25 protein-coding genes and 1 riboswitch are annotated in these 26,904 nt (G+C 41.9%); of the genes, 6 read left to right on the forward strand and 19 right to left on the reverse strand.

Features of this window, described 5'->3' with window-relative positions:
* Positions 1-69: 69 nt before the first annotated feature.
* Positions 70-1,344 (reverse strand): dicarboxylate/amino acid:cation symporter, encoded by a 1,275-nt coding sequence (locus ACH0QE_RS21280; protein ID WP_415802480.1) that lies wholly within the window; start codon positions 1,342-1,344, stop codon positions 70-72.
* A gap of 124 nt (positions 1,345-1,468) precedes the next feature.
* On the opposite strand from ACH0QE_RS21280, the gene ACH0QE_RS21285 reads away from it, so the two are divergent.
* Entirely contained in the window at positions 1,469-2,029 is a 561-nt protein-coding gene (locus ACH0QE_RS21285; protein ID WP_415802481.1) for a GNAT family N-acetyltransferase, read from the forward strand.
* A gap of 18 nt (positions 2,030-2,047) precedes the next feature.
* On the opposite strand, the gene ACH0QE_RS21290 is transcribed toward ACH0QE_RS21285, so the two are convergent.
* The gene (locus tag ACH0QE_RS21290) at positions 2,048-3,115 is read right to left on the reverse strand and encodes an ATP-binding protein (RefSeq protein ID WP_415802482.1); all 1,068 of its coding nucleotides are present in this window, start codon (positions 3,113-3,115) and stop codon (positions 2,048-2,050) included.
* A 498-nt stretch (positions 3,116-3,613) separates the two neighbouring features.
* Between ACH0QE_RS21290 and ACH0QE_RS21295 the strand changes: the two genes are divergently transcribed.
* Positions 3,614-4,963 (forward strand): hemolysin family protein, encoded by a 1,350-nt coding sequence (locus ACH0QE_RS21295; RefSeq protein ID WP_415802483.1) that lies wholly within the window; start codon positions 3,614-3,616, stop codon positions 4,961-4,963.
* A 54-nt stretch (positions 4,964-5,017) separates the two neighbouring features.
* Positions 5,018-5,140, forward strand: a complete 123-nt coding sequence (locus ACH0QE_RS21300; protein ID WP_415802484.1) for a hypothetical protein — start codon at positions 5,018-5,020, stop codon at positions 5,138-5,140.
* Positions 5,141-5,311: 171 nt separating this feature from the next.
* On the opposite strand, the gene ACH0QE_RS21305 is transcribed toward ACH0QE_RS21300, so the two are convergent.
* From ACH0QE_RS21305 to ACH0QE_RS21340, 8 genes are all read right to left on the reverse strand, one after another.
* On the reverse strand, positions 5,312-6,268 hold the full coding sequence (locus ACH0QE_RS21305; RefSeq protein WP_415802486.1) for a cation diffusion facilitator family transporter: 957 nt from the start codon (positions 6,266-6,268) through the stop codon (positions 5,312-5,314).
* 162 nt (positions 6,269-6,430) lie between these two features.
* Positions 6,431-8,227, reverse strand: coding sequence for a TIGR04190 family B12-binding domain/radical SAM domain protein (locus ACH0QE_RS21310; protein ID WP_415802487.1), 1,797 nt, complete (start codon positions 8,225-8,227; stop codon positions 6,431-6,433).
* Between the two features lie 256 nt (positions 8,228-8,483).
* Positions 8,484-8,837: a hypothetical protein gene (locus ACH0QE_RS21315; RefSeq protein ID WP_415802489.1), complete on the reverse strand. Its 354-nt coding sequence runs from the start codon at positions 8,835-8,837 to the stop codon at positions 8,484-8,486.
* A 117-nt stretch (positions 8,838-8,954) separates the two neighbouring features.
* Entirely contained in the window at positions 8,955-10,424 is a 1,470-nt protein-coding gene (locus ACH0QE_RS21320; RefSeq protein WP_415802490.1) for a DUF4153 domain-containing protein, read from the reverse strand.
* Positions 10,425-10,516: 92 nt separating this feature from the next.
* Positions 10,517-11,158, reverse strand: a complete 642-nt coding sequence (locus tag ACH0QE_RS21325; RefSeq protein ID WP_415802491.1) for an HAAS signaling domain-containing protein — start codon at positions 11,156-11,158, stop codon at positions 10,517-10,519.
* The gene (locus ACH0QE_RS21330) at positions 11,139-11,486 is read right to left on the reverse strand and encodes a PadR family transcriptional regulator (RefSeq protein WP_213365599.1); all 348 of its coding nucleotides are present in this window, start codon (positions 11,484-11,486) and stop codon (positions 11,139-11,141) included. The genes ACH0QE_RS21325 and ACH0QE_RS21330 overlap by 20 nt, the downstream gene beginning before the upstream one ends.
* 121 nt (positions 11,487-11,607) lie before the next feature.
* A complete protein-coding gene (sugE, locus tag ACH0QE_RS21335) occupies positions 11,608-11,931 on the reverse strand; it encodes a quaternary ammonium compound efflux SMR transporter SugE (protein WP_415802493.1) in 324 nt (107 codons plus the stop codon).
* Positions 11,932-12,026: 95 nt separating this feature from the next.
* Positions 12,027-12,123, reverse strand: a riboswitch (guanidine-I (ykkC/yxkD leader).
* A 46-nt stretch (positions 12,124-12,169) separates the two neighbouring features.
* Positions 12,170-14,527 carry a sensor domain-containing protein gene (locus ACH0QE_RS21340; RefSeq protein ID WP_415802494.1) on the reverse strand — a complete coding sequence of 786 codons (2,358 nt, stop codon included), beginning with the start codon at positions 14,525-14,527 and terminating at the stop codon, positions 12,170-12,172.
* A gap of 412 nt (positions 14,528-14,939) precedes the next feature.
* On the opposite strand from ACH0QE_RS21340, the gene ACH0QE_RS21345 reads away from it, so the two are divergent.
* On the forward strand, positions 14,940-15,578 hold the full coding sequence (locus ACH0QE_RS21345) for a DUF3939 domain-containing protein (RefSeq protein WP_415802495.1): 639 nt from the start codon (positions 14,940-14,942) through the stop codon (positions 15,576-15,578).
* 93 nt (positions 15,579-15,671) lie between these two features.
* Here ACH0QE_RS21345 and ACH0QE_RS21350 read toward each other — a convergent pair whose 3' ends face one another.
* Entirely contained in the window at positions 15,672-16,040 is a 369-nt protein-coding gene (locus tag ACH0QE_RS21350; protein WP_415802496.1) for a YidH family protein, read from the reverse strand.
* 303 nt (positions 16,041-16,343) lie between these two features.
* Here ACH0QE_RS21350 and ACH0QE_RS21355 point away from each other — a divergent pair, with 303 nt between their 5' ends.
* A complete protein-coding gene (locus tag ACH0QE_RS21355) occupies positions 16,344-16,634 on the forward strand; it encodes an ArsR/SmtB family transcription factor (protein WP_415802508.1) in 291 nt (96 codons plus the stop codon).
* Between the two features lie 73 nt (positions 16,635-16,707).
* On the opposite strand, the gene ACH0QE_RS21360 is transcribed toward ACH0QE_RS21355, so the two are convergent.
* The 3 genes from ACH0QE_RS21360 to ACH0QE_RS21370 all read right to left on the reverse strand — a co-directional run bounded on the left by ACH0QE_RS21360 (position 16,708) and on the right by ACH0QE_RS21370 (position 19,593).
* Entirely contained in the window at positions 16,708-17,625 is a 918-nt protein-coding gene (locus ACH0QE_RS21360) for a cation diffusion facilitator family transporter (RefSeq protein ID WP_415802497.1), read from the reverse strand.
* Between the two features lie 163 nt (positions 17,626-17,788).
* Positions 17,789-19,201, reverse strand: coding sequence for a SpoVR family protein (locus ACH0QE_RS21365; RefSeq protein WP_415802498.1), 1,413 nt, complete (start codon positions 19,199-19,201; stop codon positions 17,789-17,791).
* 68 nt (positions 19,202-19,269) lie between these two features.
* A complete protein-coding gene (locus ACH0QE_RS21370) occupies positions 19,270-19,593 on the reverse strand; it encodes a DUF3889 domain-containing protein (RefSeq protein ID WP_415802499.1) in 324 nt (107 codons plus the stop codon).
* A 189-nt stretch (positions 19,594-19,782) separates the two neighbouring features.
* Between ACH0QE_RS21370 and ACH0QE_RS21375 the strand changes: the two genes are divergently transcribed.
* Positions 19,783-20,037: a YhdB family protein gene (locus ACH0QE_RS21375; RefSeq protein WP_415802500.1), complete on the forward strand. Its 255-nt coding sequence runs from the start codon at positions 19,783-19,785 to the stop codon at positions 20,035-20,037.
* Between the two features lie 102 nt (positions 20,038-20,139).
* On the opposite strand, the gene ACH0QE_RS21380 is transcribed toward ACH0QE_RS21375, so the two are convergent.
* From ACH0QE_RS21380 to ACH0QE_RS21400, 5 genes are all read right to left on the reverse strand, one after another.
* Complete coding sequence (locus tag ACH0QE_RS21380; RefSeq protein WP_415802501.1) at positions 20,140-20,799, reverse strand: response regulator; 660 nt, start codon at positions 20,797-20,799, stop codon at positions 20,140-20,142.
* A 17-nt stretch (positions 20,800-20,816) separates the two neighbouring features.
* On the reverse strand, positions 20,817-21,935 hold the full coding sequence (locus ACH0QE_RS21385; protein WP_415802502.1) for a GAF domain-containing sensor histidine kinase: 1,119 nt from the start codon (positions 21,933-21,935) through the stop codon (positions 20,817-20,819).
* A gap of 193 nt (positions 21,936-22,128) precedes the next feature.
* A complete protein-coding gene (locus tag ACH0QE_RS21390) occupies positions 22,129-22,851 on the reverse strand; it encodes an SDR family oxidoreductase (protein ID WP_415802503.1) in 723 nt (240 codons plus the stop codon).
* Between the two features lie 37 nt (positions 22,852-22,888).
* Complete coding sequence (locus ACH0QE_RS21395; RefSeq protein ID WP_415802504.1) at positions 22,889-24,634, reverse strand: phospho-sugar mutase; 1,746 nt, start codon at positions 24,632-24,634, stop codon at positions 22,889-22,891.
* Positions 24,635-25,179: 545 nt separating this feature from the next.
* Positions 25,180-26,718, reverse strand: coding sequence for a GNAT family N-acetyltransferase (locus ACH0QE_RS21400; protein WP_415802505.1), 1,539 nt, complete (start codon positions 26,716-26,718; stop codon positions 25,180-25,182).
* Positions 26,719-26,904: the final 186 nt, after the last annotated feature.

Genomic DNA, 26,904 nt, shown 5'->3' on the forward strand with positions numbered 1-26,904 from the left:
AAACTGGACTTTAGCATACCTTGTTTATCACAAAGAGACCCCGCCGTATATGGCAGGGTCTCTTCTCTTTTATTTATAGTATTCAAGTGAGCGGTTGTCCGCCACATTTTTCACTTTGTTTTTCTCCGGTCGTAATGCATGCTTTTTTTCAGATTCAGAGACAATGACCGCACAAGCTGCATCGCCTGTGATATTAACAGCAGTACGAGCCATATCCAGCAAACGGTCGATTCCGAGTATCAGGCCAATCCCTTCAACAGGCAGGCCTACAGATTGAAGAACCATCGCAAGCATAATCAAGCCAACGCCTGGAACACCTGCAGTTCCGATACTCGCAAGCACCGCAGTCAGTACAACTGTCAGAAGCTCGGCCATTGTGAGGTCGACTCCATATACCTGTGCGATGAAGACAGTGGCTACCCCCTGCATGATTGCGGTTCCGTCCATATTGATTGTCGCGCCCAATGGCTGGACAAAGCTGCTGACAGATTCAGGGACACGAAGGTTCTTCTGTGCTGTTTCCATTGATACAGGAAGTGTAGCATTACTGCTTGATGTACTGAAGGCCACTCCCATCGCCGGGGAGAATTGCTTGAAGAACCAGAATGGATTTTTCTTTCCAAGGAAATATACCCCTGACCCATAAGTAATGAGCGCATGGACAACTAGAGCAAGAAGAACGACAATCATGTATACTCCCATCGCCTTGATGGCCTCGATTCCCTGGCTTCCGATCGCAGTTGCGATTAAACCAAAGGTTCCGTACGGAGCAAACTTCATGACAAGGCCTACAAGATACATCATGATCTCATTTCCTTGTTCGACCAAGTTTAGTATCCCTTTTGTTTTGTCACCAAGTGCCGTTAAAGCAATACCGATAAATAACGCAAACACGATAATTTGCAGCATATTGCCAGTTGTCAGTGCTTCAAACGGGTTCGCCGGAATAAGATTTAAAAAGGTTTCGCTTACTGGCGGAGCTTCTTCGGCTTTGAATTCTGCTCCACTTGTATCAAACTGCCCCATCAAGCCAGGCTTGATCAAATATGCCAGTGCAAGACCAATGGAGATTGCTATGGCTGTGGTGGTTAAAAAGAAGCTCACTGTCTTAAAACCAATCCTGCCGAGTTTCTTAGGATCCCCTAAACCTGCAGTTCCGAGAATAATCGAAAACAGGACAATTGGTACGACGAGCATACTGATCAAATTGATGAAGATCTTGCCTAGAGGTGTAAATAAGAATTTATCTAAAACAGTGAACAATTCGGGTGAAAAAATGTTTAGGATCAGCCCGGTCATTGCGCCAAGTCCAAGGCCAATCAAAATCTTAGTCGTTAATTTCATAGTCTTCCTCCCAAAAAAATTATAAAAAAACAATGTAAAGCTTTATTCCCTCTTTTGGACGAATAAAACCACAGAGAGCTGATTGGCCAATTTTACCATCATAATAAAGTTTAAGGAGGTTCTTATGTTAACTTTAAAAGTTGATTCTGAACTTGAACTTCGAATCTTTGACCCGCATGAAGCTGGGGAGTTGTTCTGGCTTGTGGATTCCAATCGCCGCTATTTGCGGGAATGGCTGCCCTGGATTGATGGTATTAAATCTCCGGGACAATTTTACTCGGTGATACAAATGTGGCAAAAACATTTTCAGGAAGGGAGCAGCAGTCATTTTGGGATCCGATACAGGGGAGTCCTTGCAGGCAGTATCAGCCTTCATGCTATTGACTGGAACAACTCGCAGGCAAGCATCGGCTACTACCTGTCGGAAAAACTGCAAGGCAGGGGCATTACAATCAGAACGGTGAAAGCAGTAATAAACCATGCTTTTTATGAGTTAGGACTTAATCGCATTGAAATCCGTTGCGGCAAGGACAACTATAAAAGCAAGGCTATTCCCAAGAAGCTTGGGTTTTACAAGGAGGGGATCCTGCGTGATGGGGAATTCCTAAATGGTAATTTCCATGATTTGATTGTATATGGGCTTCTTTCAAGAGAATGGCAAAGAAGAGATATGCTTAGACCTTAATCATAGGAGCCCATCTAATCAATGGATTGGCAGCTTGATGGTGAATGTGGTACCCTTTGAACTTGATTCCACATTAATTTTGCCATCATGTTCCTCAATGATTTTATAGCAAATCATCAAACCCAGTCCATTCCCATTCGCCTTTGTCGTAAAAAAAGGCCTCCCGATCTTGTCCAAACACTCCGAAGGAATCCCTGTACCAGTGTCAGCAATTGCAATGGTCAGCTCGTCATCTGACTTAGAGATTGAAACCGTTATTTCACCTGGCAATTCCATCGCATCAATGGCGTTCATCAGCATATTGATCAACACCTGCTTGATCTTATTCCCATCACAAAGATACATTCCGTCTCCCAATGTGGAATGCTTGGTAATTTCGACGCACTTCTTTGCTGCCTCAGCCATAAGCAGAGTAATTGCATGATCAATCAAATCATTCATATCAAATGACTTAAAGTCGGATTTATGCGGCTTAGCCATAAGCATCAGCTCTTTTGATACAGCTTCCATCCGCTTTATTTCCTCTTCCATGATCGCTAAATAGTTGTGATTCAATTCTTCTCCCGCTTTCATAAGCTGGATAAATCCTTTCAGACTTGTCAATGGATTCTTGATTTCGTGCGCTATACCTGCAGCAAGCTGACCAACAACATTCAGCTTCTCATACTCAAGGATAAAGTGCTCTGCTTTGATTTTTGCGGAAATATCACTTGTAACTGAAAACAGTTCAAATGGTTCATTTGTATCCGGATGCCGTACAACTGAGATTTGTGAGCTCACCCAGATATACACTCCGTCTTTCCGCTTAATACGATAGGTAAGAATGGACACTTCCTCCCCATCAGGCATGGCAGTATTCAAAATCCTTTTATAATCTTCGGCATGTACAAATAAAGTGTACAGTTTTCCGATTAATTCGGCTGGCTCATACCCGAGCATGGCCTGAACAGATGGCGAAACATATTTAATCAGACCCTCCGGAGTTCTTTTACAAATAAAATCCATGGATGGTTCGACCCAAATTTTGTCATTTATCTTTTCGACTTTTTGTAGCTTTCTTTCCAAACTGGATAAAAGAATACTCATAGACAGCCTCCCTTTTGTAAATTTTACTGAATATTTAAACATATTTCAATTATCAAATGTCAAATAAACCACAAAAAGGTTTTTATTACCATTGGGAAATTTTTCTGCAGCACAGGAAAAGCACTAATTTGTTAAAATCTGAATTTTCCAATATAATTGAACATAAACTTCATACTTTATGTGTCCGTTTCATACATTGATATCAAACCGTATTAATGTTCCCCTCAATTATTCTCTATATGGTATAATAAAATTTAAATGATAAAGCTGAGGTGGTATGATGGGGCAATCTATCGTATCAAGAATTTAACAGCTGCAAACGCGGAAGGAACAGCATAACAGGATGTTGGCCCTGGCTGGACCAGCCGCTCGGAACGGGCCGTTATAATTTCTTGATGAATTTAATCATTTAAATTGAAGCCTGCAAACCCAGGCTTAATTTTGAGTTTACTGGGAGGTGACTCCTTACCCGCATACCCGCGGGCTAAGGGAACTTATTTGGACATATTTAACTTGGTTTGGATAGCCATTTTAATTGCTTTAACGGCATTTTTCGTCGTTTCAGAATTTGCGATAGTTAAAGTGAGGAGTTCCAGAATCGACCAATTAATAGAGGAAGGCAGCAAAAAAGCTGTGCTCGCAAAAAGAGTCATTTCCAATCTGGATGAGTACCTTTCTGCCTGCCAGCTCGGGATTACGATTACTGCACTTGGTATTGGCTGGCTTGGAAAGCCGGCAATTGCTGATTTGCTAAAACCGTTATTCACCAGCCTGGATATTCCGGAATCCTTCGGAGATGTCTTGTCAGTTGGAATTGCATTCACGACCATCACATTCCTGCATGTCGTAATTGGGGAATTGGCCCCTAAGACATTAGCGATCCAAAAAGCGGAGTGGGTATCGCTGAATACAGCTGGTCCGCTGATTTTGTTTTACAAGATCATGTATCCATTCATCTGGCTGTTGAACGGATCTGCCCGTCTTGCTACCGGTCTTGTCGGCCTTAAGCCTGCCTCTGAGCATGATTTGGCCCATTCTGAGGAAGAACTTCGCATTATTCTGTCTGAGAGCTTTAAAAGTGGCGAAATCAACCAGTCAGAGTTTAAGTATGTAAATAAAATATTCGAATTTGACAACCGGATCGCCAAGGAAATTATGGTGCCCCGCACGGAAATCATTTCGTTGTCAAAAGAGGATTCACTGGAGAGTTTTCTCCAGATTGTGAAGGAAGAGAAATTCACCCGGTATCCTGTCATTGACGGAGACAAGGACCATATTGTCGGTTTAGTCAATATAAAAGAAGTAATGACTGATCTGATCAATGAACAAGGACATAGCAAAAAAGCGCTAGATTCATATATTCGTCCAATCATCCGCGTCATCGACAGCATTCCAATCCATGACTTGCTTGTGAAAATGCAAAAAGAACGCATTCACATGGCAATCTTGATGGACGAATACGGCGGAACTTCCGGGCTTGTGACAGTAGAAGATATCCTTGAAGAAATTGTAGGAGAAATTCGTGACGAGTTCGATATGGATGAAGTGCCAATGATACGCAAAATCCAAGAAAGCCATTATATCATCGATGCCAAACTGCTTGTCAGTGAGGTAAATGAACTTCTGGCACTTGACATCAACGATGAAGATGTCGATACATTAGGTGGCTGGATGCTTACCGAAAATTACGAAGTCAAGCAAGGCGACGTCGTCAGCTTCGGAGCTTACCTTTTCAAAATCACCGAAATGGAAGAGCATCACATCAAATATATCGAAGTAACGAAACAACCTGAGATCGAAAAGACAGCAGATAATTTTTTTATGAATAAGACTGAAGTGGTTTCATAATAAGAAAAGCACAAGCGCCTTGGTCAGCCCCGACAAGCGCTGGAGGGCCTGACAGTGAAGTCGTTCTTTGACTTCATTGGCAGGACCGAAATAGAAATGTATAGCCGACTGTCCAGAAACGCAGAAACTGGAGACTCCGACAAGCGTTGGAGGCCTGACAGTGAAGTGGCTCTTTGACTTCATTGGCAGGACCGAAACGTCTCGATGAGTTAGGAGCCGCAGCTAGACAAGCGACTCGAGGGGCTAGGCGCTGGAGCTAGACAATTCTCGAAGTGTGAATCTATACTTTCTTATCCTTTAACAAAACCCAGGCAGGTCAATTCTGCCTGGTTTTTTTGTGGCTTTGTTTTATACTTTCCAGGTTTGGACGTCATCTGCTTCGATGATTCCCATAATAACATCATCAACGTCCGGGTCTGTCAGTACTTTATCCCTGACCCTGAACTTTATATCATCAGCGTCAGCGAGTGTCAGTCCTTTGCGTAGTTCCAGATAGCTTTCGACATGGTACTGCCTGCCTTCCTGGACAATCCTTAATGTATTGATATCAATCACATCTGGATCAGATAAGATAAGTGTTGCAATCCTGTTTTCAACTACCTTTGGAGCCGCGACCCCAATCAATCCAACTGTATTCTCATAACCAATCTTCAAGGCAATACCTATTAGCAGGATGCCGATTAGCAATGTTCCAATCCCATCAAGCAAGTAAAACCCTGTTACATGCGCCATGACAATAGAAAATAATGCTAAAAGCGCACCAAATGTCGCAATCAAATCTTCATAGAAAACCAATCTTGTCGGCGGTGCTGCCAGACTGACATTCTTAAAAGCGTTTGCAACGATTCCAAATCCCTTTGCTTCACTTCTCGTCTCGTGAGCAATCTCCTTCATTGCTTTAATCAGGATTGCTCCATCCACAAGAACGGCGATTGTCATGATGATCACATTCAACCACAGGTTACTTGAAGCTTTAGGATGCTGAATCAGCTCCCATCCTTTGATGACTGTTTCATATGCCATGATCGAAATGATAATGACCGCAACCAGTACGAACAAGTTCACGACCCGGCCGAACCCGGTCGGAAATCGCTTTGTCGCTTCTTTTTCCGAAATAGCACTGCCGATGAAAACAAAAAATTGATTCAATGCATCCGCAACCGAATGAAGCGTTGTCGCGAGCATCGTACCGCTTCCGCTAATACCAGCAGCGACACCTTTGATTATTGCAAGGAATGTGTTCCCAATTGCAGCAATCCCGGAAGATTTATTTCCTTTTTTTAAAAATTCAACCATTGACGACATTTCTTCACCCGCTTTACTATTTTCTTTAATCTGTATATGTCCTTTACATTTTTCACATTTTGGTCTATTCTAAACATCTATTTGGATAAGCTGGAGTATTTATAATATAGGAAATGCTAAAGAGCCCATCAAGAATATATCCTGATGGGCTCTTTTCTAAATTCACGTCCTGCTTTTAGAGGCTTCTCCAACTCTTTTATTATAGGCATTCCATTTCTGTTTTGCATTGATCAAGATGTCTTCTACCAACAGCTCGATTCCGATTGCCGTCAGCGAGAAGACATCAGCATAATGCTTCTTTACTTCCCATTTCAATTCATGCTTCCCGCAAATACTGTATTTGTTCACTTCTTCCATTTCCTTGCTAAGCAATGCCAGTTGCTGATTTTTTTCCTGTTCAGGAAGAGCAACGATTTCATCGATTTTTTCTATATATTCAAGTGACTTTGTGATTTTCTCATTCACCTCATCATGTGTCTTTTTATCTACAAGGTCGTACTTCAGTTTAAAGGCATTCAGGCTTCTGGCAGATTCATAGGTTGATCTCACAATTTCATCCCTGGTCATATAATCTGTTTCAAAGCTGAGCATGTATTTCCATGATGGCTGGGTGATTGCTTTTCTATGGTCTTCAATTGTATGGCAGAACTTCTTATAGCCATATTTTTCAGGATTTTCAAATGCAGGGCTAGCCGGGTCCAGGAACGGTGCAAGCGGAGCGACAAAATATGATAGTCGTTTATCCCCGCCGCACGCATTGTGAATCTCCTCACAAAAACCGACATTATCAAGGGCACTTTGATAATCCTGATGCGGTATGCCCACCATGAAGAAAATATCAATCTTCTTGCAACTATGCTTCAATGCATATTGCAGCGTTTCTATCACTTTTGCATTCGTGCAGTTGAATTTGCCGTTATAACGGCGAATCTTCTCATCATGTGTTTCCAAGGTCAATTCAACGCTGTATTTCGGTACAACCTTCTCAATTTTCGCAAAAAACTCTTCGTTTGCATATTGAAATAATTCAAATACCAATTCATTCTTAAGATTGATGTTGCTGAGCCTCTCAAAAAATTCATCCACATAATCCTTACCCGCCTGGCGTATATCATGAAGAATGAAAATTGGTGCCCTGCTGAAGCGCTGGATGAAAAGAATGTCTTCAACTAGTTTCGCAGGCGAGCGTTTAGCCAGGACTTTTCGGTTGCAGTTATCCTTGTACGATTGTTTCGAGCCGCCGCATATCAAGCATCCCTGGGTACAGCCTTTTGCCGTGAGGATCGCCGTATTAGGGTATTGAAGCCAGCCGTTATATGGCAGTGGATCCAGGAAGTTTTTATATTTGAAGACCGACTTGATTGTATATCGATAGCCGGGAATATCAAATTCATCCAGGCTGTCTGGAACATGGCTTAACGGGTTGTAAACTGGAGTGTCTCCGTCCTTCCAAGTAAGGTTTGGAATTCCGCCCAGATGGTGGGTTCCATTTTTCAAGTTATTGATTAAAAGGAGCATCAATTTTTCGGTTGAATCGCCCCGCATGACAAAGTCTATGAATGGATATTCTATTAGCTCTTTATGGTAATAAGTTGCTGATAAACCGCCAAAAACCATAGGAGTTTCAGGATGAAGGTTTTTCACAATTTTCGCCAGTTCAATACTTCCATGTGCGTGCGGGAGCCAGTGAAGGTCTATACCAAAAGCCCGTGTCTTAATCTTTTTCAATTTCTTTTCTACATCAAAATTTTCATCCATTAGCATTCGATTCGCGATGTTGATGATTTTAACGCGCAAACCTTGCCGTTCTAAATACTCTGCAATGCTTGTCAGGCCGATAGGATACATCTCAAATACAGGAGAGGATGGAACGACGTCACTTATTGGACCAGCCAACAGCGCATTTTTCCGGAAATCATATACACTTGGCGCATGGAGAAGAACTAAATCGTATCTCAAAATACTCACCTCGAAGTAAAAATATACTCTATTAATCTGCCTAATAAAGGCAATGTATGATTACACCTTAATGATAACTCCCGGATACTTCGTCTTAGTCCCGCAAAGTGTAATTTTTTGTGAACAGCTGAACAAATTCGACTATGAAGAGCGTCAGCCCCTGATGAATAAAGGGGTTGTGAGTTTATGAAAGTTTTGTGGATACTTCGTTATTTAGGCATAAAAAAGAGACTGCGAATCGCAATCTCCCAATAAACTATTTTTCCTGCTGGACCATCAAAATTTCTTCCTCTACTCTTCCTAATTTCAGCAAATGTGAATCCAGGCGTTTGTGGATTGTGCTGAATTCCGTATTATTTTTCATTTCTGCCTTGCTCAATATTTCTTTTAACATGTTTTCGATTTTCGCGCTTTGCGCTTCTTCCATTCTTTCAAGTGCGTCTTTAATATCTGTTATATCGATTTGGTTCGACGTTACGCGATGTTCAATGCTATCGACTTTCTCGAGACGGTCAAGTCTTTTTTCTATGTTTTCGGTCCTTTTATTCAACGAGTCAATCGAACTCTCGATACCTTTTAAGAGATTAATGATTTCAGATAACCCTTCCATTTTGCATGGCTCCCCTTTATTTGGCTTAAGGTTATTTTATCATCATTAACCACACCGATATGTTACAAAACTGGTAACAAAAAGGACTATTGTTTTCATTTTCGCCATATTTCATCTCTACTTTATATCTAAGTTCTTTAACGCTTCTTCAGCGTTTCTTCTTGACATATTTATGGAATTCCAACTCTCTTCTGAATAGAGTATTTCTTGCTTTCTTTGCATCAACAAGTCTGAGAGACCTTGGTGGTCCGGATCAAGCTTATAAAGTTCCACCAGCCCCACCACTCCTTCATAGGACAACGAATTCAGATAGTAAATATCTATTTTTCCGGTTTCAGAGTAGCGCTCTAAATTGCGTTCGACGACAAATTGGTCAAGCTGGATTGTGTTGACCAGAGTATAAAAAATGATTGCGGATATAATGTAAAAACGTACAAGCGATAGCCTATCCATCCATATCCTGATCAATGAATAGCATAAAATCACCAGCAGGAAAATCATGAAAGAATGGGCCAGCACTCTGGCAAAGGTAAATCCGTAAGCCTCTTCATACATGAACAGACGTATAAAAGCTGAATATAGCATGACTCCGCTGAAGAAAACGAGTAGTGAAAGAAGGCCGCGAATAACCAGAGTCAAAAATTTAGCACTTTTTTCAACATAGGTAACAATTGTTGAGATGATCAGTAAATTCAGCAAAGTGACAAAAAGCAGTTCAAAGAATCCTCTGCGCGCAAATTCAGCATACGTATATCCTTCTTTCAATGTTTCACTGAAAAAGTACTGAAATTGAACAATTACGAACAGCAAGTAAACGATATTCAATAAAGTTAATACTGTCAGACTGATCACGCTATCCCACGCCATCTTTTCTTTTTGCGTCAGTGTTTCAGCAGGCATTGGCTGCTTAGTCATCAGCACCTGCAATAATCCAAAGATCACCAATGTATAAATGATAATTGCGATTGTACGCAAGACCTCTTCTTCTATCTTCAACGCCAAAAGCCAGCGCGGGATTGTACCTAAGAGGTTTCCAAACTGCTGGTCAGCTGAGACAAGCAGGTTGACGATGACAAATAACAGCGGGAATGAAATAGCCACACCAATCAACACTTTTCGAATCGTTGCACTCTTTCTTTCTTCAAGTCCCCTGACAGCCAATTTTGGAGCATACATAATGAACCTGAACACATAGGCAATCGCAGCTCCTACTGTTAAAAAGATCTTTTGGACGAATGGCCATCTATGCCATTGATTCTGTATCGGATAGGTGACAAGCACAAGTTGTATGAGAACCATCACTGGAATCACCAGGATGTTCAACATATATAAAACCATATTCGAATTCAGGAAAAAGCTGAGTGACAGCAGCCAAATTGAAGCTATCAACAGCAGTCCCAGTTTTTTATTCGTAAAGGAAAATGAACGATACCTCCAGAAAAACACTCCATAAAAGCAAGTAATAAAAACAGGATACGACAATCCAATTATGCCATGCAAAAATGATCTTTCCGCTAAAATTCCTAAAGCAAGACAGACCAGGAAAAATATCCAGTCTCCTTTTTTCATTTTAAAATTCACTTTCACTCTCTCCCTCCACCTAGAATAACTAGGTATATAACTAAAAAATACTTTACAATTCTATATACATAGAAATTCTATGTACTAGACTAAAAAAATTAGATGGAAGCCTTTTTCCCCCATCTATATCCAATCCAACAAATAGGATACAATAGCCCTGTAAAAAGAATACATATAATAATGAATGGCGGACTCAACAGCGGCTGGAACCAGTCAAGGGGTATCAGCCTGAACAAAGTCAGGTTCATAAGAATGATGTTCGGAAGTATGGAGAGGATGAACGTCTTTTTCATCAATCTTCTCCCTTTATGACCAAAGCCTTTGCCTATCTCATAACCAAGAAGTGCCCAAAAGAAGAGATAAAGCAAAATGATCACAGCAGGTATCGATGTGAGGCTTTTCCACGCCATGTCAATGAAAGTGAAATCAAAAAGATTATGTACTAGTGTCAGGATTGTGCCTCCAACGAAGAGAACCAGGTTAGCCAAAATGAAAACCCATTGCGTTTTCACTGGTGTCGTTAATAATTCTTCACGCCAGCTATCTGCAATTTCTTCCGGAGTCCCGAGTCTTGAATGAATTTCCGAGCTGATATCAGACTTATCTCTTTGTTTACCGTTAAATTCGTCCAGCATTTCTGTGATATGGCTGTCGTATTCAGCCAAAATTTGATCTTTGTCTGGATGCTTCCCTAAATGCCTTCCAAGCTCGGTGAGGAAGTCAGTCTTTAACTGGATCATTTTTCGTTCTCCTGATCACTTTGTTCATGACATTGACGAATTGCTGCCATTCTTCTGTTTTCTCTATAAGCACTTCTTTTCCTTCTTCAGTGATCCGATAATATTTCCTGGCCGGGCCTTTTTCCTGCTCCTGCCAGTAAAATTCAATGTATTCCTGCTTTTCAAGTTTATGCAATGCCGGATACAGGGTTCCTTCTTTTACCTGCAGACTATGGTCACTGCGCTTATCCAGTTCTTTCACAAGCTCGTAACCATACATATCCCGTTCGTTCAACAGCTGGAGCAGCACTAGAGACGTGCTCCCTTTTAAAAGTTCACGATTAAACATCCTATCACCTACCTAGTATTAAAAGGTATCTATCTGCATCATAATACACCTTGGATAATTTTGCAAATAGAAAATGAAAAAGCAGACTGCAATCATTTGCGAGTCTGCTTTTTGAACATGACTAATTGCTTCCTGATGTTGCCTTTAGTCCAATGATGCCGACCAAAATGAAGGCTACGAACATCAGCCTTAAAAGGTTACGTGGCTCGTCAAACAGGACAATCCCGAGAAGGACTGCACCTGCTGCTCCAATTCCAGTCCAGATTGCATATGCAGTACCAATCGGCAATGTTTTAACCGCCATAGACAAAAAGTAAAAGCTTATTGCCATTCCGACCAGAGTAATCACCGATGGTACTGCCTTGGTGAATCCTTCTGTGTATTTCAGGCCAATGGCCCACACGACTTCAAATATACCAGCAATAACTAAATAAAACCAAGCCATTCTTCTAAACTCCCTCCATAAAAAAGCTGCAGCGCCTGGGTTAGCTCCGACAAGCACTGGAGCTGAATTGAAAAAACCCGGAAGATATCAAAGATATCTCCCGGGTTTTTGTCCCTCCGTGTACACAGGCATCCCTGTGCGCCCTCTCTCGGACCAGTCCAGCAAAGCTGCGGAACCCTAGAGGACTTTTCATAATAGAAATAGTAACATAATCCGTGCAGTCAGTCAAAGAAGGTCGTCAAGTCTCTTGGAGCTCTTTGTTCATCATTGTTTCATATTCATTTGATGGCAGAGGCGGCGAGTAGAAATAGCCTTGGACCTCCTGGCAGCCCAGTGATTTTAACAGATCAATCTGCGATTCCGTTTCAACCCCCTCGGCAATGACCTTTAACTTCAGGTTCGTTGCCATTGAGACAATCGTTGATATGATTTCCCGGTTTTCCTGGGAGTGTGAAATGAAGCTTTGGTCAATTTTCAACCGATCGACTGATAGTTTACTTAAATAGCTCAAAGAACTGTATCCCGTTCCAAAGTCATCAATACTGACTTCAATTCCAATTTCCCTTAATGCCTGGAGCTGTGAATTGATACTGTCTTCCTTCTTGATCATGATGCTCTCAGTCACTTCGATTTCAATCAATTCACCATAAAGATCGTACTCCTTAAGAGTATGATGCATGAACTTCACGAAATCCTCCTGGTAAAAATGGATGATCGAGATATTGATTGAAGTACGAGGAACCTCGAATCCCTGTTTCTTCCATGTGACAAGCTGGCTGAACACCTGCCTGATGATTAATCTCTCGAGGGGGACAATCAAATTCGCCTCCTCGGCAATCGGGATGAATACACCAGGAGGAATCATTCCATGGCGAGGATGCTTCCATCTTGCCAGCGCTTCAGCCCCGGTTATTTCATTCGTTGTTGCATTGTATTTAGGCTGATAAAAAACGGTGAGAGAGTTACTATTTATAGCGTTCCGCAATTCATTCTCAAGCTCAAACTTATTCAGGTTCTGATCCACCATGCTTTGGTCAAAAAACTGAAAGTGGTTAGCGCCGTTTTCTTTCGCCTTATACATCGCCATGTCAGCATATTTCAGCAATAGTTCAAGGTTATTAGTATCTTCTGGATACTTGGAAATCCCAATACTTGCCGTAATCAAAAATTCCATGCCTTCGGCAAATAGCGGTGACTGAAATGCCCGCACAATCTCCTTGGCGATCTTGTCTGGCTTATTTCCTCCAGCAACAAGAATCGCGAATTCATCTCCGCCAATTCTTGAAACAAGGCATTCCTCCGGCACAACTTCTGAAAGCTTCTTTCCGATTTGCATCAAAATCTTATCACCAAACGAATGCCCGAAGGTATCATTGATCCTTTTAAACCGGTCAAAATCAAGATAAATTAACGAAAACGCTTCATCCTTTATAAACAGTGAAGCCATCACTTTCTCTAAATTCCGTCTGTTAGGCAAATTAGTAAGTTCATCATGATATGCCAGATACTCAATCATCTTGTCTGCTTTTTTCTGTTCTGTTATGTCTCTGACTATTCCAAAGACACCAACTGTTGTATTTTTGACGATGATCCTGACTGCTGTGATCCTCACGTCCGCATATGTTGAATCAGCTCTTTTGAGGGTGGTTTCTATCAATTTTGTCTCGCCGCTAAGAACTTTCATGAAATATTTCCTGATTTTCTTTTCTTCCTCGCTTCCGCCAATCAGATCAATGAAATGGAGTCCAGCTAATTCATTAGGCATGTATCCTGTCAGTTCCACTGCCTCTTTATTGACACTTAGAATATATCCCTGCAAGTCAACCCTGAACACAGAATCAGGGTTATGGCTGAACAAGGATAAATGGGATTGGACATTCTTCATGATGAGCTTTTCGCCAAACAGGTCAGGAACGAGCATGAATAATAAGTTTGCGGCGGCCATATAAATGAACGGTGCCAGGAACGAATGGAGTCCGCTTCCATCCGTAATCTCCATCATTGAAGTCAAGACGATATATGGAATGCCTCCCATAGCCATGCCCCCAAGGACACTCCCCGTATATTTATAATTTTTGACAAACTCATAAATATCCTCGTTTGTAATCTGCATTAAAAATCTGATCAGCGTGAAGGATGTAACCAATATCATCAAAAATGCCATCACCGATAATATTGGCTGAAGCTCGATTGCTTCCCTGAAGATTATATAAAATGCAGTATACTCTGCCATCATGATACTAGCTGCGATCAATAAACTGGTGGATATATACTGCCATGTGTTCGCAATCTCCCTTTGCGCAAGGCTTAATGCTGCATAGGATCCAACTCCACAGACACCAAAGAATAACAGAAAAAATAAATAAAAATTGCTCGTCGAAAATGGGACGCCTGCGGAAATAATAACAAACAGATGGGTCAGCAAAAATGTAAGAGCCAAAAGAAGTGAATAAAGGACCATTTTACGTTTTTTTCTATCAATTGCCTTTTTGATTTGCCTGCTGAATTCAACCGCCATAATTGACGAAATGATTAAAAAAACGACAGTCAGAGCTATATTATTAAAGTCAAATATGTACATATGGGGAATATTCATCCTGCCCCTCGTTTCTGTCTGGTTTATTTGCTTTCGTGGACTAGCGGTCTACGTATGACAATTTCCGGGAAAAGAATGAAGCTTTTTAAATATTATACAATATTCATCACTAATTGACTTGTTCCGAGTCGAATTTTCGCAATTTTCAAAACCATTCATTACCAATCTAACGGTAAATTTTATATAATATAAGTAGAAGCAACTCATTTTCTCTAATCCCTCCCCGGTTCCTACTTCAATCACCAGGTTGAGCCATTTTCAAAAAGCACAGAATCTTACTTTTATATCGGCAAAGCCACAGATTTCTTAACCCAAATCCGCTTATAAGGCTTTACAAATATGTATCGCCGCATTTGTGATTGGATTTTTGTGAAATAAGGGCACATCCTGCCCTGGAAAGGAGAGGATTAGGATGGATAGGGAGCATGACAGAAGAAATTTCAAATATACTTTTCCACGAACACCTGGCCTAAGAGTCGCAGTTGCATTCATCTGGCCAATCATCGGTTATCTGATTGACCTTGTGTTTGATTTATTCCCATATATGACTGTTTTAGGTTCCGTTGGAGGCTTAGGCGTATACATTCTTTTAAGTGACAGGACGAAAAAAATACCAAAGGAAACCGAAAAAGCCTGGCCAATCATTGAGACTAACGTTGAAGAAATAAAAAAAGCAGTACGCATATACTCGGAACAACTGCCGAAAGGCGTCTACCGAACAATTCTCGTTAAGGAAGATAACAGAATTGATGTTGATCAACTTGCCCCAATCCTGAAAGGCATTCCATCACGAAACTTTTACATGTCAAAGGAAACATACGATATTTTCGATGAAGAAGAAAAATATCTCGCCCTAACGATTGATAAAGTACAAAAAGCAGTAGATCTTTATGTTAAGGAGCATAATGAATACCCAATGCTCCCTTATGACCCATTAAACAGGGTGAACTATTATCAGCTTTTGAAGGCTCATTGCCTGGAGCTTTATATCACCAATTACGATGGTCTCGTTACCCATAAAAAACCAAAGAAGAAGAGCACAGGCAACTGACGATCATTAACCTAAATTCGAAAATCCCTGGGAAAATTCATTAAGGTGCCCGCAGTCCAGAAGTTCACACGAAGTTCTCGTATGAATGTGATATTAAAACAGAATACTGATTAAATAAATACCAAGTAACATAAATATCAAAAAAATAATTCCTGTAGAAATTTTTATCAGGTTACTCGCTGATTCGAAGGTTTGGCTGTTAATATTTTTCCGTACCGAAAAATAATGCGTAGTCGCAAAGAACAGGATCATTAACCCAATCAGCAATGAGAATATACTTACAAATACAGCGATGGTATCTGCAGCCTGGCTTACAGATCTAATATTATTGAAATGGAGACTTGATGCCAAAAAACCAATTCCGATTATTGCGATTGATGTTCGTACCCAGGCCAAGTATGTCCGCTCATTCGCAAGGTGCTGCTGGATATATTTTGATTCAAGCGTTTTATTCTCGTCCATCTCTTTACCTACCTTCCAATTCCTTCACCTAAAGTTTATCATCGAATCTCGGTGGCTCCCCTTCATTTGCTCATCTACCATCCACTATCTGCATGCTTTATGTTTCCTCCTTATCGGGAATAGTTATTCATCCTAATGTGAGGTGGTTTATGACTGTCCAGGTGAAAGCGCAAGAGACATTGATCGAATTATATGCAACATAAATATCACGGTTGATTTTGCAGCCGTGATATCTCTTCCATAAGTTATAATATAAGCAGGAGGCTGATTAACTTGGAAGAAAAGAAAAATAACTCTCCTGAAATGGAGCTTGATGAGGAAACTTTATTCATCGTTTCACAGACCTTCAAAGCACTTTCAGATCCGACACGGCTCAGGATCCTCCATCTTCTGTTCCAGGGGGAACATTCGGTCAATGAAATAGCGGAAAAACTCTCATTGCTGCAATCAACCGTTTCACACCAATTGCGATTCCTTAAAAACCTCAGGCTCGTCAAATTCAGGAGAGAGGGTACATCGCTTTATTACAAGCATGATGACGAACACGTCATTGACCTGTTAAAGCAAAGCATAGAACATGCCAGCCATCATTGATGGGATTTCCCATCAATATTGGCTGGCATCTTTGTAGGTATTTTGAGAATATCCCCCTTGATGGAACACTGGATCAATTGCAAGGCCCATGCGCGCATGGGCAACCATGCTCCTCCCCTTCTACCTGAAGGGTACTATGATCAATTCCAAAGCGGTCGTGCAACAGCCTTTGTGCTTTGTGGAGTACGCGATCATGTGCTCCTTCCCCTTCAACTGCAATATGTCCGCTAAGCATTAGAACACCTGAAGTGATTGACCAAACGTGTACATCATGTACATCTTTTACTTCAGGAATTTTCATTATTTCATCCTTCACTTCATTCAATTCGATCTGCTCAGGCTTGCCTTCCATCAATACATGGAAGCTCTCCTTTGTTACTCGCCAGCCGCTGATGATGATCAGAATCGCAACTGCGACGCTTGCAATGGGATCTGCAAGTCCCCAGCCAAAAAAGTAGATCAGCAATGCTGCTGTAATTGCGCCAACCGAGCCAAGCATATCTCCCAGCACATGAAGGAAAGCGCTTCTTACATTCAAGTTCTCATCTTTGTCTCCACTCATCAGTATCCATGCGGCGATGATATTGACAATTAATCCGATCACCGAAATCGTCAGCATTCCCATGCTTTGTACTTCTGGGGGATCCGTAAAACGTTGGTAAGCTTCAACAAAAATATAAATCGAGATGATAATTAGCGTTAGACCGTTTAAAGCAGCTGCAATGATTTCAAATCGTTTGAAGCCGAACGTCTTTGATTGAGTAGCTTTTCTTTCACCAAGCTTCATCGCGAACAAACTCAACCCAAGCGCAGCTGCATCACTCAGCATATGGCCTGCATCTGAAAGCAGTGCAAGGCTATTTGTGATTACCCCGCCGATCACCTCTACAACCATGAAAGTGGCGATTATGAGAAAAGCCCAAAATAAAGCCTTTTTATTGTTTGTATGACTATGGCTGTGGCTATGGCCGTGTGAATGATTATGCCCCATATGTGTTCCCCTCCTGTCTTTATATATGATTATATGCTCATATATATAATTATGACTCATTTGAGAAATTGGTTCAATGAAAAGCTTGTCTATAAATTAAATACCTTATTATTATTGCACCCAAAAAAATTAACCGCTGAAAATCAGCGGTTTTGTGTTTTCCTTATAAATACTTGCGATGGATTCCTTTCCCATCATAGGTGTACAGCATCGTCCTGTTCTCTACGATCGTCTCGATATGGCATTTCCGGCCCCAAAGCTGATGGATATACGGTAGTACTTTTTCCAGGTATTTAATGTCCAGCTCGATGCCTTCGAAGCCGTGAGTTATATACAACTCTCCATTCTTCAAGTAATCGCCGTCCGTCACGGTCAAATATGGAAATCCGCCATTGACTCGCATGCTGACTAGCTGGTCGCGGACTTGTTCCCACGCTTTATCAACGACTTTGTATTCTCGTCCCTGCTTTTGGAAAAGATACATATCTTCACGCATGACCAGATCCTTAGTCAAGTAATTGCGTAAAAATGAAATATCTGATTCAATTTCACGTACTTCAAACATTTTTTCCCGGCCTGACCCTGGTTTTACTCCACGGCGTTTCATTTCCTCAGTCGGGTTATCATAACGTTCTTCGATATCTTCAAAAATTTTGATTCCTAAATAATATGGATTGATCCCTGTTTTAGATGGCTGCACGACCCCGGCATTTAATTTTGCAAACTCGATTGATTCACCACTCGTCAGGTCCATTTCCCGAAGAATCCGTTGATGCCAATAAGAAGCCCAGCCTTCATTCATAATTTTTGTCTCAAGCTGCGGCCAAAAATAGAGCATTTCTTCCCGCATCATGGTCAGGATATCCCTCTGCCAATCATCCAGCTCGCGGCTATAACTTTCAATGAACAATAATAAATCTTTCTCAGGGCGCGGCGGAAATTTCTTTTTCTTATTATTATCTTTTGACTCTGTCTTTTTAGAGTCAAGGTTCCAAAGATCATCGTATGGAGTTGCTGCTGAAATTGGTTCTTCTTCCTCGACCTCGTCTTCCATTGACCACGCAAGCTTCGGCCTCATCAACGAAGGATCGATATGCTCTTCAATTGCTAATACCGCATCGAGGAATGATTCAACCTTTTGTTTTCCATGCTGAATTTCATATTTACGGATTCTCTCTGCCGTTGCTGCCATGCTTTCGACCATGTCACGTTTCGTATTCTGGAAACGAACATTATTTTTAAAGAAATCACAATGAGCAAGGACATGGGCAACAATTAGCTTGTTCTGGATCAGTGAATTTGAATCCAACAAGAAGGCATAACAAGGATTTGAATTGATAACCAATTCATAAATTTTAGAGAGGCCTAAATCATAGTGAAGCTTCATTTTATGAAATTGCTTCCCAAAGCTCCAATGAGAAAATCTCGTTGGCATTCCATAGGCACCAAATGTATAGATGATTTCTGCAGGACATATTTCATACCTCATCGGATAAAAGTCCAGCCCAAAACCTTTAGCGATTTCGGTAATTTCAGAAATGGCATATTCCAGTGACTTTTGATCTTCCGACACCATCTCTCCCCCTTTCACCTCTTACAACAATGTATGAGAAAAAAAGGAGAAAGATGAACAGGTTAGAAACTTTACTGCTGCAGTTGTTCGGTAACAGAAAGGCTCAATAACCTGTCATTTTTCACATCATGGGCGACTTGCACAGTGATAATAACCGGTTTTTTATTAATACTGACCTTGTATTGAAATGAATCAAGTACCTGGCGATCGTCTATCTGCTTCCTGCCCATATACTTATAATTCCGGATTGTCTCATCGGGAAAATCTTCCTTGATTACCTCAGTAGCTATCTTCCCATACTTTTCGTAATCAGGACTTTGAGTATTAATATCCGCTATTTGGATTCCCATTAACAAAATCAAAGAAACAGTTTTGGCGAAAAAATACTTTTTCATCACACACTCCTTTAAGCTGCTCAGCTTTGTATTCAACTTCGATATGTAGTCATTCTATGTTCATTTGAATGCCCAATTATACAGGTAAAACTTGAAAACCCCAGTAAACAAGGTCGTCCAACATTTTCTGAGGAAGTTCCGGTGTCAACTCCATATAATATTATCAACTCCTCATAAGGAGGATTGGATATGAACAAAACGGATTACGATCGTGCTTTATATTACACGCACCGATCCCAATGGGATAACCTGCTCATCCTTATGGTCAGGACAGAGGACCAGTTCCTGGCTAAAAAGATTGAACAATTTCTCCACGCTTACAACTTTGAAAAAGATTATGCTGTTATTGAAAAACGCCTGTATTCCCTGCTCAGATATATCGACCATGCAAACGAAGCCGCCGGCGATGACTACCTGGAAACCGCTGTAACCGGCTCGATTTAACAAGAGAATTCCACCAAAAAAATAACACGGCTACCTATATTAAGGTGCCGTGTTTGTTATTTTTTATGCTGTTTCACATTGTTAATTAATGGTTAATCTTTTTCATGCGGATGGCGGTTCCTGGTCTACTAGGCGATTCCGGACAGCATATAATGCTGCCTGAGTCCGATCTGCCAATTCCAATTTTGCCAGGACATTGGAAACATGGGTCTTAACTGTTTTTTCCGTTATATACAATGAAGCTGCAATTTCTTTATTGCTTTTGCCGCTGGCTATTTCTTTCAGCACCTCGAGCTCGCGCCTTGTAAGCTCATCAAGCAGTTTTCTTTCATGGCGGTTATTGCCGGATAAATGCTTTAAAACAAGTGATGTTGCTTTTGGATGCAGCTGATTTTCACCATCCATGATCCTGAAAATTGCTTTTACCAGTTCGTCTGGCTGGATATCTTTAAGCTGATAGCCCGATGCACCTGCCTCGATGGCTGGGATCACATGTTCCTGGTCCGAAAAGCTGGTCAGCATCATGATTTTGATATCCGGATTCTCTGCTTTGATAATCTTGGTCGCCTCAATTCCGTTCATAACTGGCATGATTAAATCCATTAAAATAATGTCCGGGTTCAATGTCCTCGCAAGCTCTACAGCTTCCTTGCCATTACCTGCTTCCCCGACAATCTCTATTTGTTCCTGTGTCCTAAGGAAAAAAACCAACCCTCTTCTAACGACATGGTGATCATCCGCAATCAGGATTTTAATTTTCATTCCCATCCCCCCTTTGATCATATCGGGATCCTTACAATAATCAACGTTCCTTCTCCAGGTTTACTGAGAATTTGAAGCTTACCCCCGAGCGAGTAAGCCCGCATTTGCATGCTTTTCAATCCAAGCGATGGAAGTTCCTTTTCCGGATTAAAATTAAAACCTGCTCCATTATCCTGAATCGTCATTTCTGCTAGTCCACTGGAGGTTTCCAGTGTTAAGTGAACAAGTTCGGCCTGGGAATGTTTTTTACAATTGGCCAGCGCTTCCTGCCCGATTCTCCAAAGAGCTTCTTCCACTTTCCCTGGAAGGCTTGAAACACCAATTACCTTCGTTTCAAGTGGCAAAACCAGCATCTCTGCATAACCCGAAAGCGCGCAGATGATCCCGTTCTCAAGACCACGGGGGCGCAATTGCCAGATCAGCGCCCTCATCTCTCCTTGAGCTTCCTGCGCCAGATCCTGTATATACGAAAAAGTATCTTTCAGTTCCGGAGTATCCGCCATTTCTGTGCCAGCACTTGCCGTCAAACTCAGTGAAAAAAGTAGCTGGTTCACTGAATCATGCAAATCCCTTGCCAGGCGGTTCCGCTCTGCAGCCAGTGCAAGCTCCTGCTCCTGCTGGGCAAGCCTTATCCTTTTTATTGCCGTTCCAATCTGGAATGCAATTGCCTCAAGCAAGGCGAGTTCATCCTTTTTGAAGTGGGTTTTATGTGGTGAGCCTACATTCATGATTCCGAACTTTTCATCTCCTGCTCTTAACGGAACAGTCGCATGGTGGGTCAAACCATTCGTTTCGCCTGTGTTATTGTTGATTGCATCCTCAAGCCTTTTACATTCAAAGATGTTCGTCGCTTTATTTAATCTTCCATCATTATAGCGGTCGACACACCAGCAGCCACCCTCGCACATAGGAGCAAAATCGTCCATGGATAATGCAGGAGGCAACTCAACCTTTGCAGCCAGATGATAGTCGCCCTGAGCGTCAATCAGAAAAATCCAGCCCGCCTCGAGACCTGTTATATGTAGCAGCCTTCTCAATACCTCTGCCAGAATACGATTAAGCTCTGTGCCCTCGTTCAATAGTTCAGCGATTTCCTTTAAAATGCCGACATCTGAATTCGCTTTATCCCCAGCCATCCAATCCCCCCATTTTCATATATTATATCTCTAATCGGAAAATTCCGCTTTCGAAAAAAGTCTGAATTCTTTCTCGGCCAAAAGTCGTACCCTGATGACTATTTCTTATCTATTGAGATCCTTTGGTTCCGATGCGAGTTTACGAAACGAAAAAGTCCGAAGAGGGAATTCCCTCTTCGGACTCTGTCTGTCATTAAGCAATCGGGTAATTCTGGACAAGCGGATGGATGACGATTTCATCAATCAGCATATGTTTCGGAGCGGATGCCATATAGACAACCGCATTCGCGATGTCCTCCACCTTCAACCAGTCATGCTTCTCTGGAAGACCTTGTTTTGAGTCTGCGAAATAAGTATCAACCATTCCCGGATTGATGGTCCCAACACGAATTCCGTATTCTCTGACTTCCTGTGCAAGTGCTCCGCTGAATCCCTGGACAGCATACTTCGAAGCTGTATATGCGCTTCCGTTTGGAATCGTATATCTGCCCACATCCGAAGATATCGTGATAATTGTGCCTGATTTACGTTCTTTCATATGAGGCAGTACGGCTTTCGCACCAAGGAATACACCCTGAACATTCACTTCGAATAGCTTTTTCCATTCTTCAACCGATACTTCCTCGGCGAGTTTGAAAAAGCCGATACCCGCATTATTGACAAGTACGTCAACCTGGCCGAATGTTTCCACCGTTTTTTCAACGAGGTTTTTCACCTGCTGCTCCTCGCTGACATCAGTCTGGACCGCAATGACATCAGAAAAACCTTTCTGCTTCAACTCTTCCGCAGTTTTGTTGATTTCTTCAGAGCTTCCTGCAACCGCAAGTTTCATTCCCTGTTCAGCCAATTTCACGGCGATTTCCTTGCCGATTCCTCTTGATGCACCTGTGACGATTGCGACTTGTTCTTTTAACAATGTGATTACTTCCTTTCAGCTGTTTCTCTTAGTTGATTTACAGGTTCTTTGCTGCTTCCATTTTCTTTTCAACTACCTCCATGAAATCCTGTTCGATCTTTTGGAGTTTCTGCTTGCTTTCAGCCAGGCTCTTATCGTTCACACCAAAATAAAACTTGATTTTCGGTTCAGTTCCAGATGGGCGAAGGCACACCCATGTGCCATCCTCAAGATAGTATTTGATGACGTTTGAAGAAGGAAGCTGGATTTTTTCTTCCTCGTTGTTTTCATTCACTCGTACACTTGTTAAATAATCTTCCACTGCTGTTACTTTCAATTCACCAAGTTGCTTAAGCGGCTCCTGGCGGAATACTCCAAGTGTCTTCTGAATCAATTCCGCCCCTTCTTTTCCTTTTAACGTCAGGGAACGAAGTCCTTCCTGGTAGTAACCATACTCTTCAAATACACTAAGAAGCGCTTCGTATAAGGACATGCCCTTCTTTTTGTAATATGCACAAACCTCGACAGCTAGCATTGCCGCCTGGACTGCATCTTTATCCCGGGCGAAGTCGCCGATTAAGTAACCATAGCTTTCTTCATAACCAAACAGGAATTTATACTCTCCTGAGTCTTCATATTGTTTAATTTTTTCAGCTATGAACTTGAAGCCTGTCAGGACATCGATTGTATCGATTCCGAAAGACGAAGCGATTTTGCGGCCAAGTTCGGATGTGACGATTGTTTTGAACACGGCTCCATTCGCTGGTAAGGTTTCTTTCTCTTGCTTTTGCGTCAGGATATAGTGGAGCAGCAGTGCTCCCGTCTGGTTTCCTGTCAAGACAACATACTCCCCATCTGGATCTTTTACTGCAATTCCAAGACGGTCAGCGTCCGGATCTGTGGCAATCAGCACATCCGCATCAATTTTCTTTCCTTCACGGATTGCCAGTTCAAATGCAGCATTCTCTTCTGGATTCGGGCTTTTTACGGTAGAAAACTCAGGATCAGGGAGCTCCTGTTCCTTTACTATTGTGACATTCTGGTATTTCAGATTTGTCAGGATATCGCGCACCGGCCTATTGGCAGTACCATGCAACGGTGTGAAAACCACTTTTACATCTGCTTCATCTGCCAGCGTCGGATTTTCGGAAATCGTCATCAGTTTCTCGAGATAAGCGCGATCCACTTCAGATCCAATCATCTTGATCAAGCCTTTTTCCTTCAACTCTTGCTCGTCCATTACCTCGATGGATAGTTCATTTTCAATTTCATTTACCTTGGCGATCACTTCATCAGCACTATCTGGAGGAAGCTGGCCGCCATCTGGACCATATACCTTATAGCCATTATATTCTGGCGGATTGTGACTTGCGGTTATGACGATTCCTGCATAAGCGTGCAAGTGGCGGACCGCGAATGACAGCTCCGGAGTAGGCCGGAGTTCTTCAAAAACATATGTCTGGATTCCGCGCGTCGCTAATGTTTTTGCAGCCTCCATTGCGAATTCAGGTGATTTATGGCGAGAATCATAGGCAATCGCCACGCCACGCTGTTTCGCTTCAGTCCCTTGTTCTTCTATGTATGCTGCCAGGCCGGCCGATGCCTTGCGGACAGTGTATAAGTTCATCCTGTTGGTACCAGCGCCAATTTCACCGCGCATTCCACCAGTGCCGAATTCCAGGTTTTTATAAAAAACCTCTTCTAAATGCTTTTCGTTTTCTTTAAATGAGTCAAGCTCAGTTTTAAGCTCCGGATCCAATCCGGCAAAACCAAGCCATTTCTCCGCTGTCTTTTTCCAATCCATCAAATGACCTCCCGTAAATATGATTTGAAACTTACAGCTAATTATAAAACAAGATAGAGTCGGATTGATAACTTTAATGCTAACTTGTCAATTTGTTTTCGAATTTTTAAATTGTTGAATTAATGTCTTCTTGCAATCTCTATATTTCCTATCTCTAATAAAGCCGACGATTTTTGAGCGCAAATCACTCCTATTGGTGACCTCTTTTTTTTGGTTTCCGGGATTTTAGGGCATCAATACGCCTTATTGGTGACCTCTTTTTCCGGTTTCCGGGATTTTAGGGCATCAATACGCCTTTATTGGTGACCTCTTTTTTTGGTTTCCGGGATTTTAGGGCGCCAATACGCTTTATTGGTGCCCTCTTTTTCCGGTACCAAAGATTTTAGGGCGCCAATCGGCCTTATTGGCGACCTCTTTTTCCGCTCTCTGGAATTTTCAGGGGCCGAGAGCAAATCGGAAAATGTGACCTCAGCCAATTCCAATACATTTGAAAACACCTGGGGAATCCAGCTCTTTTTCCACAGGTGCTGCAACTTATCTTGCTTCTACTTCTTATACTGAATTCGATAAATATCATGCCTGCGGTCTTTCAGCTGGCGGACTGTGCCGTCCTGGCGCTGACGTCGCAGAATTTCCAGGTCGACATCGCCAATCATAACCATTTCGATATTCGGGTTCGTCTCGCCGACAATTCCGTCCCTGGCAAATTCAAAATCAGATGGTGCGAATATTCCGGACTGGGCATATTGGATATCCATGTTTTCTGTTTGTGGCAGGTTTCCAACCGTACCCGAAATGACAGTGTAGACCTGGTTCTCGACCGCTCTCGCCTGGGCGCAGTAACGTACCCGCAGGTAACCCTGGCGATCCTCCGTACAAAACGGTGTGAAAATGATTTTAGCTCCCATATCAGTGGCAATCCTCGCGAGCTCCGGGAATTCGATATCATAACAAATCTGGATTGCGATTTTGCCGCAGTCTGTATCGAACACCTTCAACTCATCGCCGCGGCTGATGCCCCACCACCTGCGCTCATTTGGCGTGATATGAAGCTTATATTGTTTATCAATCGTTCCATCGCGGCGGAACAAGTAAGAGATATTGTAAATTTCGTCATCTTCTTCTTTTACCAAATGTGAACCGCCAATAATGTTGACATTATAGCGGACAGCAAGATCGGTAAAAAGCTCGATGTACTGCTCTGTATATTCTGTCACCCTGCGCACAGCGAGCGATGGTGATTTCTCATCCATGAAGGACATAAGCTGTGTCGTGAAGATTTCCGGGAATACCGCAAAATCTGAGCCAGCATCCGCAGCAACATCCGTAAAGTATTCAACCTGGTGAGCCAAATCTTCAAATGATTTGATTTTTCTCATCATATACTGGACAACGCAAATACGGACAGGGTTGCTTGTTTTATAAAACCGCTTTGACTTAGGCTGGTAGTCAACATTATTCCATTCCATTAAGGTAGCGTACTTATTCGACTGGAGGTCATCCGGCAAATAGTTGGGGTTAATCCTCATCAGCGTGAAGTCATTCCTCAACTGGAATGAAAGAACTGGATCATATATCTTATGCGATGCGACTTGCCGCACATATTCACGAGGTGACATTTCTTCCGCGTGAAGATGGTAATTCGGGATCCTGCCACCGATGATGATACTTTTCAAGTTCATCTGCCTTGCGAGATCCTTCCTTGCTTCGTACAAACGGTAGCCAACCTTCATCCTCCTGAATTCAGGATGAGTCATGACTTCAATTCCATATAAGTTATAGCCCTCTGGATTGTGGTTGGTAATATAGCCTCCATCTGTGACATCGTCCCAGCTGTGGCGATCATCATATTCATCAAAGTTAATAATCAGACTAGAGCAGGAACCAACCACTCTCCCATCATATTCAGCGACAAATTGGCCTTCTGGAAAGATTTCAAGATGGCTTTCCAGCTGATCCGGCTTCCATGGCTCCATACCAGGAAAGCAGCTGTTCTGCATTTTGATAATCCCATCAATATCCTCTTGCTTTGTATTGCGGATGATCATTCTTTTTTCAAATTTGGACAAATCCAATTCACTCATATGATCCTGCATCCTTTCTTTCATAAAAATGTCGCTTTTTTAAAGCATTTACTTACTACTTATGTAAAGTAACGAAAAAACCTAAAAATCATCATCGTATCCCTTTACCCTAAATTTATCGGATATAACACTCTTTTTAGCTTCTCCCTTTATATTGGGAAAAATTATTTCACATAATGTTAATTG

Source organism: Mesobacillus sp., from assembly GCF_047739415.1.
Lineage (GTDB): Bacteria > Bacillota > Bacilli > Bacillales > Cytobacillaceae > Mesobacillus.